The 17,150-nt window shown below is 49.7% G+C and carries 15 protein-coding genes; 8 read left to right on the top strand and 7 right to left on the bottom strand.

All coding sequences use genetic code 11. The annotated features are described in order from the left end of the window. Positions 1-10 precede the first annotated feature (10 nt). The 3 genes from AC2D8P_RS06200 to AC2D8P_RS06190 all read left to right on the top strand — a co-directional run bounded on the left by AC2D8P_RS06200 (position 11) and on the right by AC2D8P_RS06190 (position 2,827). Positions 11-1,195 carry an aminotransferase-like domain-containing protein gene (locus AC2D8P_RS06200; protein ID WP_484701402.1) on the top strand — a complete coding sequence of 395 codons (1,185 nt, stop codon included), beginning with the start codon at positions 11-13 and terminating at the stop codon, positions 1,193-1,195. 18 nt (positions 1,196-1,213) lie between these two features. After that, positions 1,214-2,239, top strand: coding sequence for a succinylglutamate desuccinylase/aspartoacylase family protein (locus AC2D8P_RS06195; protein WP_484701401.1), 1,026 nt, complete (start codon positions 1,214-1,216; stop codon positions 2,237-2,239). A 63-nt stretch (positions 2,240-2,302) separates the two neighbouring features. After that, positions 2,303-2,827: a GNAT family N-acetyltransferase gene (locus AC2D8P_RS06190; protein ID WP_484701400.1), complete on the top strand. Its 525-nt coding sequence runs from the start codon at positions 2,303-2,305 to the stop codon at positions 2,825-2,827. Between the two features lie 640 nt (positions 2,828-3,467). Here AC2D8P_RS06190 and fghA read toward each other — a convergent pair. The 7 genes from fghA to AC2D8P_RS06155 all read right to left on the bottom strand — a co-directional run bounded on the left by fghA (position 3,468) and on the right by AC2D8P_RS06155 (position 10,879). Then, a complete protein-coding gene (gene fghA / locus AC2D8P_RS06185) occupies positions 3,468-4,292 on the bottom strand; it encodes an S-formylglutathione hydrolase (protein WP_484701399.1) in 825 nt (274 codons plus the stop codon). A 3-nt stretch (positions 4,293-4,295) separates the two neighbouring features. After that, a complete protein-coding gene (locus AC2D8P_RS06180; protein ID WP_484701398.1) occupies positions 4,296-5,432 on the bottom strand; it encodes an S-(hydroxymethyl)glutathione dehydrogenase/class III alcohol dehydrogenase in 1,137 nt (378 codons plus the stop codon). Positions 5,433-5,566: 134 nt separating this feature from the next. Next, positions 5,567-6,331, bottom strand: coding sequence for a DUF5020 family protein (locus tag AC2D8P_RS06175; protein ID WP_484701397.1), 765 nt, complete (start codon positions 6,329-6,331; stop codon positions 5,567-5,569). Positions 6,332-6,700: 369 nt separating this feature from the next. Beyond that, complete coding sequence (locus AC2D8P_RS06170) at positions 6,701-7,357, bottom strand: glutathione S-transferase family protein (protein WP_484701396.1); 657 nt, start codon at positions 7,355-7,357, stop codon at positions 6,701-6,703. Positions 7,358-7,368: 11 nt separating this feature from the next. Further along, positions 7,369-9,093, bottom strand: coding sequence for a Rieske 2Fe-2S domain-containing protein (locus AC2D8P_RS06165; RefSeq protein WP_484701395.1), 1,725 nt, complete (start codon positions 9,091-9,093; stop codon positions 7,369-7,371). A gap of 25 nt (positions 9,094-9,118) precedes the next feature. Further along, positions 9,119-10,006 carry an aromatic ring-hydroxylating dioxygenase subunit alpha gene (locus AC2D8P_RS06160; protein WP_484701394.1) on the bottom strand — a complete coding sequence of 296 codons (888 nt, stop codon included), beginning with the start codon at positions 10,004-10,006 and terminating at the stop codon, positions 9,119-9,121. Positions 10,007-10,027: 21 nt separating this feature from the next. Next, positions 10,028-10,879, bottom strand: coding sequence for an aromatic ring-hydroxylating dioxygenase subunit alpha (locus tag AC2D8P_RS06155; protein WP_484701393.1), 852 nt, complete (start codon positions 10,877-10,879; stop codon positions 10,028-10,030). Positions 10,880-11,020: 141 nt separating this feature from the next. Between AC2D8P_RS06155 and AC2D8P_RS06150 the strand changes: the two genes are divergently transcribed. The 5 genes from AC2D8P_RS06150 to AC2D8P_RS06130 all read left to right on the top strand — a co-directional run bounded on the left by AC2D8P_RS06150 (position 11,021) and on the right by AC2D8P_RS06130 (position 16,555). After that, on the top strand, positions 11,021-11,788 hold the full coding sequence (locus AC2D8P_RS06150) for a GntR family transcriptional regulator (RefSeq protein WP_484701392.1): 768 nt from the start codon (positions 11,021-11,023) through the stop codon (positions 11,786-11,788). 68 nt (positions 11,789-11,856) lie between these two features. Next, a complete protein-coding gene (locus AC2D8P_RS06145) occupies positions 11,857-12,951 on the top strand; it encodes a BMP family ABC transporter substrate-binding protein (protein ID WP_484701391.1) in 1,095 nt (364 codons plus the stop codon). Positions 12,952-13,027: 76 nt separating this feature from the next. Continuing rightward, a complete protein-coding gene (locus tag AC2D8P_RS06140) occupies positions 13,028-14,575 on the top strand; it encodes an ABC transporter ATP-binding protein (protein WP_484701390.1) in 1,548 nt (515 codons plus the stop codon). Beyond that, positions 14,565-15,635 (top strand): ABC transporter permease, encoded by a 1,071-nt coding sequence (locus AC2D8P_RS06135; protein WP_484701389.1) that lies wholly within the window; start codon positions 14,565-14,567, stop codon positions 15,633-15,635. The genes AC2D8P_RS06140 and AC2D8P_RS06135 overlap by 11 nt, the downstream gene beginning before the upstream one ends. Continuing rightward, the gene (locus AC2D8P_RS06130) at positions 15,635-16,555 is read left to right on the top strand and encodes an ABC transporter permease (RefSeq protein ID WP_484701388.1); all 921 of its coding nucleotides are present in this window, start codon (positions 15,635-15,637) and stop codon (positions 16,553-16,555) included. Before AC2D8P_RS06135 ends, AC2D8P_RS06130 begins: the two co-directional genes overlap by 1 nt. Positions 16,556-17,150 lie beyond the last annotated feature (595 nt).

The following is a 17,150-nucleotide window of genomic DNA, read 5'->3' as shown; positions in this document are numbered from 1 at the left end:
AGGAAAGAAAATGACAAACTACAGATTCGCACGCCGATCAGCCATTCTTGGCAAATCAGTGTTCGATCAAACACCCGGAACGATCGCACTAAGTTCAGGCGCAGCTTACCCACCTTGCTTGCCTGATGTTGTGCGAGAGGCAACGGAGGCCGTTGGCGCATTGCGAGAGGAAGCCATGCAATACGCACCCTTGATGGGTCTGGATGATCTGCGCGCCGAAGTCTGCAATTTCGTGGCCGAAGACGGAATCATCGCTGCACCCGAGAATGTTCTGATCACCTATGGTTCCAAAAGTGCCTTTGATCTGGCTCTGCGCACATTTTGCGAGGCTGGAGATAAAGTTATCGTGACGCGCCCGACTTACATGACCGCAATCCACATCATGCGTACTCACAACGTGCAGTTTGTTGATATTGGGCAAGACGAGCAAGGATTCTGCGCCGACGAGTTGGAAATCAAACTGCGACGCATGGAAAACAACTCCGAAGCGATGCCCAAGCTTTTGTTTGATGTGCCGGATTTTCACAACCCGACAGGTATTACAACATCGCTTGAACGGCGCGTGAAGATGTTAGAACTGGCACGGCGCTATAACTTTGTGATCTGCGAAGATGATCCCTATAGGCGTATCCGCTTTGAGGGCGAAGTTATCCCTTCTATCAAATCCATGGACACTACTGGGCACGTAATCAGCCTTGGTACAGTGTCGAAAATTCTGGCACCCGGTTTGCGGGTTGGCTGGGCGATTGGTGATGCAGACGTGATCCGGCGTATGGCGATGCAAAAGGCCGACGGCGGATCAAACGCATTCGCGCAGCGGATCGTCGTGCAATTGATGCAATCCAACAAGATGGCACATCACATTGACGAAATGATCCAGCAGATGCGCATTCACCGTGATGTTATGATCGCCGCTTTTGACAGGCATATCCCCGAGGCCAATATTCGCGCACCTCAAGGGGGTTATTTCCTTTGGGCAACAATGCCCGAAGGGACAGATGCAGAACGGCTCGTCGAGCTAGGAATTGAAGAAGGTGTCGAGGTTTCCTCAGGTCGTCTCAGCTTTCCCTGCGATGATCCGGGCAACTGTATTCGTATGGCCTACAGCTTCATCACAGTCGACGACATCAATGCTGGCATCGCCAAACTTGGCGCCGCCTGGCGCAAATTACAATCAAACGCCAAAGCAGCATAATCAACAAAGGAACCCCATATGCCCTGCCCCAAAGTAAGCCTAGCACCCACATGCGAAATCGACCTTGACGCCGATGGCAAACACCACGGCTATGTCCGCATTCAGTTTTCATCCGACCGCTCGGCCTATGGCTGGCTGCCAATGCCTATCATGTCGATTAAGAATGGCGTGGGTCCAGTTGCGGTCGTGATCGGTGCCAACCACGGCGATGAATATGAAGGCGTTTCAATATGCAACGGTCTGTACCAAGAGCTTGAGGTGTCTGACATCAAAGGGCAGATCATTTTCCTGCCTGCCGCAAACGCTCCGGCCTTTTATGCAGGTAAGCGCACCTCGCCGCTGGACTGGACCGGCGAAGCCAATCTCAATCGGATGTTTCCCGGTAACCAGTATGGTTCACCCACAGAAATGATTGCGTGGTACATCACCAATCACATCGTGCCGCGCGGTGATGCTTTCTTTGACCTGCATTCGGCGGGTAAATCCATCGATCACCACCCTTCAGTCAAAATCCGTCTGATGGGGGATGAAACTAAGGACGCCATGCAAATGAAGTTCTTAAAATTGTTTGGCGCACCGTTAGGCATAGTCGGAGATCGCGTTCACGAGACGACCCTGTCAGGTGAAATCTTGCCGCTCGACAAAATCTATTTGTCGACGGAACTAGGTGGGGCAGGGAAAATTCGTCCATGGATTCGTAATTTTGCGTGGAACGGAATGAAGCGTTGCCTGCGTGAGCTTGGTTTGTTGCACACGGACGAAACCTTGCCTGAGCCTGAGCATGACGTTGCGCTGAAAGCCATGCAGACCGGTGATCACTACATCTTTGCCCGCAAAGACGGCATGTTTGAACCGATTGTAAATCTGGGTGACGTTGTCGAGGATGGTCAGTTGGCTGGGTATATCTGGAACCTAAAAGAACCGTGGGAAACACCTGCCGAGTTGCATTTTAACAAAGGCGGCGTGGTCTTTTGCAAACGTACGCCCGCGCTGTGCGAAATCGGTGACACCTTGTTCTTCACACTCAGCGACTACGAGGGTTAAACGCCGCTTTTGATCGTTGCCCGGTGATCGGATCGGGCAACGGCGGCGGCGAAGATACACACCATGCAAACTGCTTCAACGCCTGTAGTTATTCACCCATCAGGGACAAAACCTCCGGTCAAACTGACGCTCAACTGTGAAAGCTTCACGGATTGGCCAGGCTTGATGAACCTACTGCAAACTGAGTTTAGCTACACGCAAGGTCTGGTTTCGCCACCAAGCACGGTTTTCGAAATGACGCTTGAAGATATTCAAAAACGAGCTTGCGTCGAAGACTTGCTACTGGCGTGTGTCGGAAATTCTCTCGTTGGATGTTTGTTCCTCAAAGAACGGCCTGGAGCCTTATTCCTTGGCCGATTCGCGATTTCACAACCTTACAAAGGGACAGGGTTAGCACGAAAAATGATGCAGACCGCGGTTAAAGTGGCCCAACGAAAAGGGCTAAATTATCTTGAGCTGGAAACCCGTGTGGCACTCGAAGAAAATCAAAAGAAGTTCGGTGCTCTTGGATTTGAGAAATACAGTTCCCGCGCCCACGATGGATTCGAAGTTTGCACTACGTATCTCATGAGGAAACGGCTGAAATGAAAGGACTAACTATAATGGGATCGTTTACGAAAAGGTTCTATTGCGTTAGCGTGCTTAACACTCACTTCCATAGTTTGGCCCAATGACCGCCAAACCTTCAAAAATGTTACAATCCTCTAAAATAAAGAGCAGATGCCCCAATTGTACCTCGCCGCCAGCTGACCAACCATTGGCAGCTTTGCGCCCCTAGCCGTCATCTGTGCTCCGCATAACTTTCGGATGTATGAGCTCTAAGCAGTCATTCGCTGCAATATTTATGGATGCCTACTAAAGCCGGTAATGAAGTCAGTTCTTCAGGTGTGCCGAGTTTACGTAGGCTGGATGTCCACACATCCGGCATCGACGTATATGTCTCGATACTAAAGACATACTTTTCAATCAGAGAAGAATTAGCGCAGATTTTGCGATTTCTTTGCTGGGGCGAGGTACTACCAATCATATGTAACAAGCTACATTTCCATCCCAAAATTTCTGACTGGTAAACTCGATTAATTGGCAAGAGCCGGCACGTGCGAACTTTTCAAGAAATCGCAAACTTCAGAACCTTGCCTTGGGAATTGATAGCAAATTAAGAGATGCCTCGATGAACGGAAATCGAGCTAAAAATGTTGGACTCACAGCCTATTAATAATCTCGAATATCACTCTAATCTGTCCGCGTGCCAGTTTACATGGTCTCCCGCAAAACTGGCAACAAAGTAGTAGCTATGATTGTACCCTTTGTGCTCACGAAACGTCAGCTTAGCCCTCACTGCACATGCTGCATTCGACAACGCTTTTGGTTGCAGTAAATCATAAAACTGATCATTCTCGCCTTGGTCTACCAAGATATCCTTGTCCCAAGTATTTTCGATGATCAGTTTGCTCGCATCGTGCTTCATCCAATGTTTCTTCTGGTTGCCCAAGTAAGCGGACAGTTGTTTCCTGCCCCAGTCCGAAGCAGTTGGGTTGGTGATCGGTGAAAAAGCAGAGACCGAGCCATATTGCCCCGGATTGTTTAAGGCGATTGTCAGCGCTCCGTGCCCTCCCATAGAATGGCCGGTAATCCCGTGGTTTTCATTTACGGGAAAGCTCCCGCATACTTTCTGATACAGCTCTCTGACGACATAGTCATACATATTATAATGTTTGGACCACGGTTCCTGCGTAGCGTTTACATAAAATCCGGCGCCTTGTCCCAAATCGTAAGCGTCGTCATCAGGTACATCTTCACCTCTCGGAGAAGTGTCTGGAAAGACAATGGCGACACCTCGTTGAGCGGCAAATTGTTGCAACCCTGCCTTGCTCATTGCGTTCTCGTGGGTGCAGGTCAGCCCGGAAAGGTACCACAAGACCGGGACAGATTTTTCTTTTGCCTGAGGTGGCAGGTAGATGCCGAAGGTCATGTCACAACTACAGGCATCTGAGCGATGCCTGTAGACTGCATTTTGCCCTCCAAAGCAAGTTGTGCTTTCGATCAGCTCCATTGATCAGAACTCCACCACAGCGCGGATGGATTTGCCTTCGTGCATCAGATCGAAACCTTCGTTGATCTGATCCAGCGTCAGTTTGTGGGTGATCATGTCATCGATTTCGATCTTGCCGTCCATGTACCAGTCGACAAACTTCGGAACATCCGTGCGGCCCTTGGCACCACCAAATGCTGTGCCCTTCCAGACACGGCCTGTGACCAGCTGGAATGGACGAGTCGAGATCTCTGCTCCTGCCGGTGCGACGCCGATGATCACGGACACACCCCAACCACGGTGAGAACATTCCAGCGCGTCACGCATGACCTGCACATTGCCAGTTGCGTCAAAGGAGTAATCAACGCCCCCAAACTGGTCTTTCTCAGTCTTGGTTAGTTCAACGATCGCTTCGGTGACCGATTGACCCTCAGGTAGTTTTGAAGGGTTCACGAAATGGGTCATGCCGAACTTCTTCGCCATCTCGGCCTTATCATCATTAAGGTCGACCCCGATGATCATGTCCGCACCCGCCATGCGCAGCCCCTGGATGACGTTTAGGCCAATGCCACCTAAACCAAACACTGCCGCAGTTTCACCGATTTTAACACCGGCTGTATTGATCACTGCACCAATACCCGTGGTCACCCCACAACCGATGTAACAGATCTTGTCGAATGGTGCGTCTTCACGCACTTTAGCCAGTGCGATCTCAGGCAGAACCGTGTGGTTGGCGAAAGTGGAACAGCCCATGTAGTGATAGATTGGGGTGCCATCCAGCATCGAAAACCGCGTCGTACCATCGGGCATCAAGCCTTGACCCTGGGTGCCGCGAATGGCGGTGCACAGGTTAGTTTTGCCCGACAAGCAAGAATGACATTCACGACATTCCGGCGTGTAGAGCGGGATCACATGATCACCAGGCTTTAGAGTAGTCACACCTTCACCCACCTCAACCACAACGCCAGCACCCTCATGGCCAAGGATTGACGGAAACAGCCCCTCCGGGTCCGCACCTGAGCGGGTGAACTCATCCGTGTGACACAGACCCGTGGCTTTCACCTCGATCAGAACCTCACCCTTCTTCGGGCCGTCCAGGTTTACTTCCATAATTTCAAGTGGTTTGCCGGCCTCAAGGGCCACAGCAGCTCTTGTGCGCATCTTCATTTTCCTTCTGGTACTAAATTAAAAAAGACGCCCGGTGACGGATTGGAAACTGGGAGTGTCACCGGGCGCAAGGCTTGCTGATTTAGGAAAACAGCAAGGGAGAATTAGGTACACCGTGTACCGCTACCTCAAAATTTCAGCGCAACAAACGCGGACAAAGAGTTGTCGTCTACGCCAGTTACACCGAACTTGTTTCGGAAATGGGTGTATTCTAGGCCAACGGAGGCTCCGCCTGCTTGCCCTACATCCCAAACCAATTGCGGAGAAAATACGATCTGATCATCCACGCCAGAGCCCTGATCCCCGATAAAATCGGCGAAACCTCTGAATTGCATATTGGCGTTGCCAAGAGTGAAGGGTGCGTTCCAAACGACAGTTGCCTGATAGGTTGTGTCCAGATCTCGATCGAAAGGATCAACAACATTGTCATAAGCATAGAGACCTAGCGTAAAGACGCTGAAGCCAGGAATGTTGAAATCAGCCCGAACCCCGGGAGCAACAACAAAAAAATCCGTTCCGTGCATTAGGCCAAGATCTAAGCCAACGTCTTTTATGGCTGAGTCCTCGGCAAAGTTGAGCCCAAAGTTACCACCATTAAAGTGGGTCCAAACTTCTGCATAATGGTCAATTTCTCGCCCCGTGCCATCGTGATCTCGGAACAGATCAGCAAAGAAGAATAAGTCGCCCCAGTTGAAGAGCGTGAATTGCTCTAAAGTGACTGTTGACCGAGCTGTGTCGTCAAAGCCATTCGCGCCCAGATGGTATCCATCACCATAATGAAGTTGGATCTCACCCGTCGAAAATAGAACTTCTGCTTCGGCATTCTCCGCCGATGTGAGGCTTACTAGCCCTGCAACGACAAGCGCCGTCGCTACGTTTAAACTTTTCCGCATAGTTTACACTCCTTGCGTTGGGTTATTGTTGTTAAGTGGTCTAATTTAGATTCACAAAGATCGGCACAAACGCTCCCCAAGGAGTAAATCTCATATTGAGAATTATTCCTGCAAAACAGTGCTTTAGATGATTTTTAAACTCACCTTCCCTAACGCATCATGAGGTTTTCATTGGCCTCATGTTGGAAGTTAGATCAGGCAACTTTCTTGCCCCACTAGTGGTCCTTGCGAACTGGGTATCTTTGTGCGCGTTTCCTTCTCCCTGTGATTTGGATTGTGTCAAAGAGGCACTGGTTAAATTTCGATTTCGGCAGCATCATGCTGAAGATTGCCGTGTGTTTCTAAGCAGCAATCCAGCTTACACTATTTCTAAGCAGCCACTTCCGCAGCCGGGCCTGCGGGAAATACGCCAGACATGACCGAAAACCCCGGAATGCGCTTGAACCTGTCACACCATCTGCGGATGGCGGGATAGTCAATCCGCGAGACGCCGCCTTCTTCGCTGAGCATCACATATGGAAAGCACGCGATATCTGCGATTGTTGGGTGCTCGCCCGGACAGATCCAGTCTTGCCCAGCTTGCTCAGTAAAGAACAGATGTTCGTCCAATATCCGGAACAGTCGATGAGCCCCATCACGTGCAGCATTCACGTCAATCTGACTGTAGAACAATGCATCATGCAGTCGAGCGGCGGAGGCGGTGGCCGTGATGCCATCAGCGAAAGCCAGCCATTGCGATATTTGGCCCATCAGCGCGGGATCATCCGTCGGATACCACTTTCCGGAGGAATCATATTTGCTGGCCAGATAGACTAAAATTGCCTGTGCATCGCGCAAGACTAACCCATCGTCGTCAATGACCGGCAACTGTCCTAAAGGGTTTATCTGCCGGAACTCAGGCGATTTGTGCTGGTTGCCAGGATAGAAATCGATCTGTTGCGCGTCGTATTCTTTACCAAGGAACCCAAGCAAAAGGCGCAACTTGTAGCAGTTCCCGGAGAGTTCATAATCATATAGTTTAAGCATTTTCCCCTCCTTCAGATGTCCAGGATCAGGCGGTCAGATTTTGCACGGCTGACGCATGTCATGATTGATTTGCCTTCGGCCTTCTCAGAGTCGCTCAGATATACATCCTGATGAACAACCTCGCCTTCGATCACCCCGCACCGGCAGGTTCCACAGGCCCCTTGTTCGCATGAACTTGTCATGTTGATGCCATTTTCTCGAAGAACCTCAAGAATGGTTTTGCCTGCAGGTACTTTCAGCGTCATAGCCGAACGCGCCAGATCGATTTCAAACTCATTTGAGTCATCCAGATCAACAGTATTTTTGAAGTATTCAAAGTGAATCGTATCGTCGGTCCACCCATTGTCTCCTGCGATAGCACGTGTTGCTTCGAGCATCGGACCTGGGCCACAGATGTACAAATGGCGTGAATCGCCGGGCTCACCAAGAACCTCTTTGAGTTTGGCACCGGTCTCGTCGGGGCTCAGCCCTTTGTGAATGTTGAGTGCGCCTGCAAATTCACCGATTTCACGCTTGAACGCCACATGAGCATCGCTTTGCACAAAGTAGTGAAATTCAAAACTCAAACCTTGCGAGTTCAGGGCTCGTGCCATGGCTACCATCGGTGTTACACCAATGCCGCCAGCCACAAAGATCGTGTGCACCGCATCTCGTCGCAGCGGGAAATTGTTGCGCGGCGCCGAAATCGCCAGAACGTCGCCCTCATTCACGCTGTCGTGGATCGTGACAGAACCACCCCGGCTATCCGGTTCGCGTTTCACACCAATCGTGTAGTGGTCTGTTTCGCCCGGCCCGTTTGTAACGGAATACTGCCTGACCAACCCGTTTTGGAGGTGAAGGTCCAAGTGCGCGCCAGGTTGGAATGTCGGCAACTGGCCTTTGATCGCTTCCAGCCGCAGGCTTGCGATGCCCTCTGCCGTCATTTCCTTTTTGGCGACAGTCACACGCAGGTCCGCCTTGCGGCCATCCGAACTTATTGCAGGAATGTCGACCAAATCTGGTGACACTTTCGCAATCACGGGCTCATAGGCAGGTGGTGCGTCTTGCCCAGCCGCAATCGCCTCGATCTGAGTGCGCATTTCCTGCATCAGCCAACTATGCTGCTTTAGAAGCACTATCTGCTGATCGCCGGTCAGGGCTTGGTTGAACAATCCGCGCATGACGGAATGGTTGCTATCAACAGGTTGAACAAAAATCCTGACAGTCGCTCCCTTTGTATCAGTAATGGTGACGGAACCATCCGCATTTTTCAGTCCAGAGCAATTGTCACTCCAAGAGTAGTTGAGCAACTGATCTTCTACCAAATCTCGCGGAGCAATCAACGGAACAGGACGCAGCACAGTTGACTGCTCAAATCCGTCGAAATTCGGCAAATCCCCTGTGGCCTCTTCGCCAGACCAAACCAGCCCGTGCATTTCTTGCGTAGGATAAGTGTTGTTGCAGATGGTGCGCGAAGGTGCATCTGCCGGATGAGCTGGAATATACGTGCAGCCGGCTGTCCGGTTCGCATAACGCCAGCCGTGATACTGACACTTTAGTTCCTTGCCATCATTGATCCCGATGGACAATCTGACACCGCGGTGCAGGCAGCGGTTTTCCCAGACGTTTACGTAACCATCATCAGCGCGCCAAACGGCGAACTCTCGCCCCAGCAGCTGCGCCTGATACACATGGCGTTTCGGCAGATCCGAGCTTGATGCAATCGGATACCAATTCCTTTGCAGGTCGGTAGTCATATTGATTTCCCTGTTGTTATTTCGGTCACGCTGCTGCTGGAATTACGCCATAAGTAATCCCTTTCCCAGTCAGCCACCTGCGGTAGGCTATTGCGGATTTATCCGCGCGAATGGGCGTTTCTGCCCGAGGATCAAGCGGCAAACGTTTTGGGTATTGGTTTTCCAAAATTGGTTTGTCTTGACCAAATATGGTCTGCTGAAACAACCGGATGTATGTGTCATCGTTCGTGTCATCCAGTAGGCACAAAAGCATATGCACCCGTAGCGTTTCTTCAGTGATCGGCTGGATGAAGATAGCGATTGCGTCCATACGCTTTGGATCAGTGGGGTTGGATTTGTACAGTACCGCGCAATATGGGTGGGGAACACGGTACACGTAGTCCACGTCCATTCCTCCGCTCGCAACGGCCGCAGCCATTGGTTGCCAGAATTTACAGTTTGTCGCTAAGATTTCATCGCGCTCTTTCGAGACTTCGACAAAATACTCCTTCACTTCTGTATGGGGCTCGGCGCCTAGAATATCAGTATGAACATAAGGAAAATGTCCCATATCGAGAAAATTTTCAACCAAACGCGGCGCCGAGGTTCTGACGCCAAAACTTGCTGCGTGAATATTCCTGCGATCACTTTCATCGTATTCGGGTATTGCGAATATGTCATTTGTGGGCGATCCCAACGAAGTCCAAAAATAACCATAGCGCTCCACAACAGGTAACGGAGTTTCGGACTCATTGCTGCCTGCCGGGCCGCCATAGGCCCATGCGTTGATGTTGCCGTTGACGGTACGAGTGAACGCAATTGGATTGTCAAGCAGGATAGAATGTTCAACTTTCCCAAATTTAACATCATCAATTGGTGCGATCGCATACCAAAGATTTAGTGCCACTGGGTCTTTGCATGTTAAAGTAGACAAAATTTCGCCCTCGAACTAAGGTTAACTTGCTGGAATTGCGCCGTAACTTACCGCGTGATCGCGCAACCAACGACGATACATTATCGCGACTTTATCGGCTCGAATGGGAGTTTCGGCACGTGGATCAAGTGGCAAACGTCGCGGCACTTGATTTTCCAAAATTGGTTTGTCCTGAGCAAATATGAGCTGCATAAACCAGCGTATATCAGACTCAACCATCCCCTCTTTGATGTAACAAAGCATATTGTGCACAACGCAGCTGTCTGGGCCAACTGGCTGTATGAACAATACGATATAATCCATCCGATCTTCATCGAGCGGGTTCGTTTTGTACAAAGCGACGATGTACGGTCGATAAACCCTATACTTGTACTCAACCTGGATACCGCCCGAAGCGGTTGGAGAAGCAACCGGTTGGTGAAAAAAGCATTCGGTTGCGATTATTTCGTCGTCATCTGTGAGCTCAACCTCATAAGGAGCCACTTCTGTATGCGGCTCTTCACCGAGCCATCCAGTGTGGACAAACGGGAAATGGCCCATATCAAGAAAGTTTTCCACCACCCTAAGCCCAGAAGTCTTCACTGGGAATGAGCCGCCGCTAACGATATAGCGATCTTCTTCGAACGCTTCTGGAATGTGAAGAATATCCCTCGACGGTTGACCAAGGCAGGTCCACACAAATCCGTATTGAGTTTTCACCGGAAGAGCGCGGTTGTCGCCTAGGACAACAACCTCAAACTCATTCTCGCCTTTTTCCGCAACAAACAGATCGCATTCAAACAATGATGTTCTAAGCGATCCAATTGCGCGCAACTGGTCGATATCTGCGACAACGTGCCAATCATCGAGCAAGATTCGATCTTCACATTTCATGTCGCGCTCCGCAGTTGAGATTGAATTTCCCATATCGTTAAGCAATATTAAAAAATTGCATAGCAATTATATCAATAAAGACTTTCAAAATAAGAATGATAGTAGAACAAAATAGTTCGCATTAGTGTCGAAGCCGAACATATGAGCGCAAAATTCACTGCAATTACTCGCGCTTGTTGGAAATTTTGGGGTCAATCGAAGGGACGCGCCAATAGTATGGGAAGCCGAGCAGACAACTTATCAAAGGTTATGACGCGGGCAATTATCGGGAAGCATCTGCTGCCCGGTTGCAAATTGCGGGAACAAACATTGGCTGACCTATTCAATGTAAGCAGAGCTGTCGTGCATCAGGCATTGATCCGGCTAAGTGAAGATGGGTTGGTGACAATGGAGCGAAATCGCGGCGCGTTTGTCGCGAAGCCCTCATTTCGAGAAGCATTGGAAATCTACGACACTTTGACAATGCTGGAGCAAGGTATAGCTGCGCAACTGGCAGGCCGACTTGACGCGAAAGGTTGGGATGAATTGCGTCAATATGCAGAGCGCCAACATAAAGCCATCGAGGCAAACAATGATGATCTGGCGAACGAGCTTGGCCAAGGATTCCACGAAGTGCTTGTTCGTCTCTCTCGAAATACAGTGGTCCAACAACTTCACGCCCAACTAACCAGACGGACAGCGCTTCTGCGTTCATTGGTCAGTTCGCGATTTGACTTTTGTGGCCTGCTCAATGACCATTTCGAGTTGGTCGACCTATTGGAAGCTGGGAAGGTTTCGGAAGCACAGGAATTGATAGCCCGGCATCACAACGATGTGGTTAAGGGCTACTTGCTAGATGAAGAAATCGAGCAATCGGTAAGTGTGAGAGAGGCGCTAATGCCATTCTTGAAGCAATCGGATGCAGCGTAACTCATTCAATAAAAAACAGACGCAAACTGCATCCAGCAACTAAACTCAACATGACAGGGAGTTACTAAATGAAACGCGCAACACGTAGAGATATTCTAAAGTATGGAGCAGCGGCTGGCTTAGCAACTGGGTTGTCCGGTTTTCCGGGGATTACTCGTGCTAGCGAGAAGCTTAAAGTGGGTGCTGTTTATGTATCCCCAGTGTCTGAGATAGGTTGGACCAAGCAACACAGCTTAGGTGTCGATGCAATTAAGGAAGAGTTTGGTGACAATGTCGAACTTACGGTTATCGACAACATATTCCGGCCCCAAGATGCGGAGCGAGTATTCCGTGAGTTGGCGGGTTCGGGAAATGATCTAGTTTTCGGGACTAGTTTTTCTCACGGAACCCCAATGCAAAAGGTGGCGCCACGCTTCCCAGACACGATTTTTGAACATTGTTCTGGAATCAAACACCTGGAAAACCTCGGTACCTTTGAAGCGAAATATTTTGAAGGTACTTATGTGGCAGGTGTCGCCGCTGGTCATGTATCAAAATCAGCTAAGATCGGCTTTATTGGCGGGTTCCCCATACCTGACATTGTCGGTCCGGCAAATGCACTATTGCTGGGCGCTCAAAGCGTTAATCCCGACGTCACATGCAACGTGATTTTCTTGAACTCCTGGTTCGATCCTGGAAAAGAAAAAGAGGCTGCTAACACGTTAATTGCGCAGGGATGCGACGTCATCTGCTCGATGACAGATACTGCTACGGGAGTTCAGGTGGCTGGTGAAAACGATGCCTGGTCTGTTGGATACGCGAGCGACATGGCCAAGTTTGGTAATGGCAAACATCTAACAGCATTCACACTAAATTGGGCTCCGGTTTATGTTCAAGCCGCGCGCGATGTCGTCGCCGGAACGTGGCAGACTTCTGAACGCTGGAATGGACTTGCCGAAAATGTGGTCCAAATGTCTCCTTACAATTCAGAACTTTCGGCAGAAGTGGTCGCTGCCTTGGATAAAGCTCAATCTGACATTGTTTCAGGTTCCCTGCACCCGTATGCGGGCGAACTAAAAGATCAATCTGGTGCGGTTCGAGTTGAAGCTGGATCTGTCTTGCCAGTAGGCGATATCCGCGGATTTAATTGGTTTGTTGAGGGTGTAATTGGCAAATTAGGCTGATCATTTAACTCAAACAGGAACGGTTGTCCTCTGTGTATGTATTATGAGGGCAACCCAAAAATATGGGAAGCGCGCGATGGCTCCTCGATTGGAACTTCGTGGGATAGGGAAATCCTACCCAGGTGTGATTGCGAATGACGATATTTCTCTATCAGTGTTGCCAGGTGAAATCCACGCAGTGCTAGGAGAGAACGGCGCTGGCAAAAGCACGTTAATGAAAATTATCTACGGTGCGACCCATGCGGATTCGGGCCAGATCTATTGCGACGGGAAAGAAATCTTTGAGCACGGCCCGGCCCAATCACGCGAATTGGGCATCGAGATGGTTTACCAACACTTTGCTCTGTTCGAGTCTATCACGGTTGTTGAAAATATTGCACTTTCAATGCCGGGTAAGCTTGATTTGCTGAATCTTTCAATGCGTATCACGGAAGTTTCGGAAAAGTATGGTTTACCGATAGATCCAAACCGACTTGTGCTTTCTCTATCTGTAGGGGAACGACAACGTGTGGAAATAGTTCGCTGCCTTTTGCGAAACCCAAAGTTGCTAATATTGGACGAGCCGACTTCGGTATTGACGCCACAGGCCGTGCGCAAGCTCTTTGAAACTTTAAGACTGCTTGCCGATGAGGGGTGCAGTATTCTTTACATCAGTCACAAGCTCGATGAAGTTCGTGAATTGTGCCATGGTGCGACAGTTTTGCGCGGTGGGAAAGTTACTGGAGAAGCTGATCCTCGTCAGTCTACATCCGCAGAATTGGCCCGAATGATGGTTGGCAGCGAGCTGCCTGAAATGATGGTTGAACCCGCGGAGCTTAGCGATTTGCCCATCATTTCGGTTCAAAATCTCCATATGGAATCTGAAAACATTACTGGTACCTCGCTAAAGAATGTGAATCTAGAGGCGTTTGGTGGTGAAATCATCGGAATTGCTGGCGTGTCTGGAAACGGTCAAAGCGAACTTGCAGCTGCTATTAGTGGCGAACGCATTACCAACGCAGCGGAAGACATAATTTTAGAGGGCCGGCCAATCGGGCACCTCGACGCGGGACGCCGCCGAGACCTTGGATTAGGATTTGTACCAGAAGAACGTTTAGGTCGGGGCGCCGTTCCACCATATGAACTGTCAGAGAATGCGCTGTTAACTGCCCACCGAAAGGGGATGGTCCGTCGAGGGATGGCAGACCGAAAAATGGCAAAGAAGTTTACATCAGAGATCATAGAAAAATACGATGTTAAGGCGAGCGGTCCCGAGGCGAAGGCGCACGGATTGTCTGGCGGCAACCTGCAAAAATTCATCATGGGTCGTGAAATCGAACTAGGCCCAAGAGCGTTACTTGTATCGCAACCGACATGGGGTGTTGATGTTGGAGCAGCTGCGTACGTCCGGCAAACTCTGATTGATCACAGTCGCTCAGGGCAGGCTGTAATAGTCATTTCGGAAGAGTTAGAAGAGCTATTTGAAATTTGTGATCGATTGTATGTGATCTGTGATGGAAAATTGTCCCAATCCCTGAAGCGTAGCGAAACCAATGTTGAGGAGGTCGGCCTGTTGATGACCGGAATTGGCAATGCAGCTCAGCCAGATGCTGAAACATACGAGGAGGCCGAAAATGTTGTTTAAGATTGAAGCGCGAGCTGAGCCTTCGCGTCAGATGGCCTTGGCGGCTCCTCTGATCGCAACTGGACTGACTTTGGTTTTGAGTTCTGTGTTTTTTTTGAGTTTGGGCTTGAATCCATTTGTCACGCTTTATGCGTTCTTCGTGCAACCGCTGACGTCCTTAAACGGTGTTTCTGAATGGCTATTGAAAGCTTCCCCACTCATATTGATCGCATGCGGACTGGCGGTCGGCTTTCGAGCAAACGTTTGGAACATTGGCGCCGAAGGACAGTTAGTCATGGGTGCTATTGCCTCAGCAGGGGTAGGCCTGTTTGCTCCATGGCAGGAAAGCCTATTTCTATTACCATCAATGGTTCTGGCAGGGATTTTAGCGGGCATTTTCTGGGCTGCAATTCCTGCATTCCTAAAAGATCGGATGAACACCAATGAAATACTAGTCACATTGATGCTGACCTACGTGGCAACACTCTTCCTATCGTGGCTTGTTCATGGGCCCTGGCGTGACCCTGAAGGATTTAATTTCCCCCAAACTGCGCTCGTACCTTACGAAGGAATGTTTGGAGTATTTGACTACTCTTATCGTTTGAATACTTCGATCTTTTTTACAGCTGTAGTCGTAGTGATTACTTGGTTGTTCACGGATCGTAGTTTCCTCGGTTACAAAATGTCTGTGGGTGGCGTAGCCCCTGCGGCTGCTCGCTTCGCTGGGTTTAAAAGCTCTGCATCTATCTGGATCGGGTTGACGGCATCGGGTGCCGCTGCTGGCCTCGCTGGCATGATGGAACTATCGGGACCGTTAGGACAACTATCTCCCCAAATTTCCCCAGGATACGGATTTGCCGCAATTATCGTTGCATTTGTTGGGAGGCTGAATGCTTTCGGAATTGTATTGGGAGGACTGCTGTTGTCGCTCTTGTATCTTGGTGGGGAAACTGTCCAGTTGTCGCTCGGCTTACCATCTTCCATTGCATTGATTTTTCAGGGAATGTTGTTGTTTTTTCTTCTGGCAAGCAATTTCTTGATTAACTTTCGCATCCGTAAACTTTCGGTGAGGGCTAACTAATGGACCTGTTCATTTCAATGTTCACTGCAACGATTATCGCTGCAACTCCCTTGATTTTTGCTGCCTTGGGGGAACTAGTCGTCGAAAAGTCAGGTGTGCTTAATCTTGGAATTGAGGGAATGATGCTAATCGGAGCGGCATTTGGTGTTTGGGTGCACTTTGCGGGGTTCCCAATGATTTTGGCGCTACTCGTTGCGGTGCTCGCCGGTGCGGTGGCGTCACTTTTGTTTGGTGTGCTCGCACTGACATTCATGACCAACCAATATGCCGCCGGATTAGCCCTAGCTATTTTTGGTGCCGGAGTATCTGCATTTATCGGGAGGGGATTCGGGAGTACGCCCGTGGATGCGATCAAATCTATTCACATTCCTGGCTTGTCCGACATCCCTGTACTTGGTGAACTATTCTTCCAATACGACCCGTTGGTGTATCTGTCCTTCGTAGCTTTCGGATGTGTAAGCTGGTTCCTTTATAAAACTAAAGCGGGATTGGCGCTTCGCGCCATAGGTGAAAGTCCAGATTCAGCTCATGCGATTGGGTACGAAGTAATCAAGATCCGTTACTTGGCTGTAATGTTTGGCGGCGCAATGGCCGGTCTTGGCGGTGCATATCTATCACTTGTCTATACACCGCTTTGGGTGGAGAACATGACAGCGGGTCGAGGTTGGATCGCGTTAGCTTTGGTTGTCTTTGCCGCATGGAGACCAAAACGTGTAATTTTTGGCGCTTGGTTGTTCGGCGGAATGACTATCTTGCAGCTGCAAGGGCAAGCGATTGGGCTCGAAGTTCCATCTGAAGTGTTGTCTGCTTTGCCATACCTTGCAACAATCGCGGTGCTGGTAATGATATCTCGAAACCGTCAGGCCATGGCACTAGATTTTCCTGTTTCGCTCGCGAAGCCTTTTAGACCAAAGGGTTAGAAGTTCGAAGGTCCCGTTGTTTGTTCATCTGTCACTCCGCAGGGTGGTGCCATTTGTGGATGGTTCTTGCGTTACAAAGGCAAATGTCAATTGATTGAGATCTTTATGGATGGTGGTCTATAGTACGGCCAATTTGCGACACGCGTCTGACAGCTGGCCTTAATGAAGCACGCGAACCGGGTCCCTATCAGACCAACGAGATTTGAAACACTGACAACACCTTGGGTTATCCCAGTTGCGGTTCCAATTGATCATCATCACCTACATCTGCCTTTGCAACTTTCGACGATAGCCATTGGCTGCAGCCGGTTTTAGATCATATAGACGAAACGGCTTTGAAGCTTTCACCTCTGGTCAGCATGGCCTAAGTAGAAAGAACGAACGCACAGATGGCTTTCGATCCAAAATAAACTTGATTACTTTTCGCTTATTTCGAGTTTTAGCTGTGGCATCCAAAACAACAACATCAATGTCTTAGCCCCCTAAAACTGTGCCACTACTTGAGTGTTACAGAAGGAACGAGGGATGGCTCGAAAACGGTATTCGGATGAGGATGCGCTGAAGATATTGCGCGAGATTGATGTGCACCTGCACG

The organism is Roseovarius sp. YIN77 (genome assembly GCF_057219155.1).
This window is presented reverse-complemented; position numbering and strand designations above follow the sequence as displayed.

Excerpts from the sequence above, each read along its gene's own strand:
- AC2D8P_RS06170 (WP_484701396.1), bottom strand. The coding sequence starts at position 7,357 with ATGCTTAAACTATATGATTATGAACTCTCCGGGAACTGCTACAAGTTG.
- AC2D8P_RS06180 (WP_484701398.1), bottom strand. The coding sequence starts at position 5,432 with ATGCGCACAAGAGCTGCTGTGGCCCTTGAGGCCGGCAAACCACTTGAA.
- AC2D8P_RS06195 (WP_484701401.1), top strand. The coding sequence starts at position 1,214 with ATGCCCTGCCCCAAAGTAAGCCTAGCACCCACATGCGAAATCGACCTT.
- AC2D8P_RS06130 (WP_484701388.1), top strand. The coding sequence starts at position 15,635 with ATGGACCTGTTCATTTCAATGTTCACTGCAACGATTATCGCTGCAACT.
- AC2D8P_RS06155 (WP_484701393.1), bottom strand. The coding sequence starts at position 10,879 with ATGAAATGTGAAGATCGAATCTTGCTCGATGATTGGCACGTTGTCGCA.
- fghA (WP_484701399.1), bottom strand. The coding sequence starts at position 4,292 with ATGGAGCTGATCGAAAGCACAACTTGCTTTGGAGGGCAAAATGCAGTC.
- AC2D8P_RS06165 (WP_484701395.1), bottom strand. The coding sequence starts at position 9,093 with ATGACTACCGACCTGCAAAGGAATTGGTATCCGATTGCATCAAGCTCG.
- AC2D8P_RS06135 (WP_484701389.1), top strand. The coding sequence starts at position 14,565 with ATGTTGTTTAAGATTGAAGCGCGAGCTGAGCCTTCGCGTCAGATGGCC.
- AC2D8P_RS06150 (WP_484701392.1), top strand. The coding sequence starts at position 11,021 with ATGAGCGCAAAATTCACTGCAATTACTCGCGCTTGTTGGAAATTTTGG.
- AC2D8P_RS06175 (WP_484701397.1), bottom strand. The coding sequence starts at position 6,331 with ATGCGGAAAAGTTTAAACGTAGCGACGGCGCTTGTCGTTGCAGGGCTA.
- AC2D8P_RS06190 (WP_484701400.1), top strand. The coding sequence starts at position 2,303 with ATGCAAACTGCTTCAACGCCTGTAGTTATTCACCCATCAGGGACAAAA.
- AC2D8P_RS06140 (WP_484701390.1), top strand. The coding sequence starts at position 13,028 with ATGGCTCCTCGATTGGAACTTCGTGGGATAGGGAAATCCTACCCAGGT.
- AC2D8P_RS06145 (WP_484701391.1), top strand. The coding sequence starts at position 11,857 with ATGAAACGCGCAACACGTAGAGATATTCTAAAGTATGGAGCAGCGGCT.
- AC2D8P_RS06200 (WP_484701402.1), top strand. The coding sequence starts at position 11 with ATGACAAACTACAGATTCGCACGCCGATCAGCCATTCTTGGCAAATCA.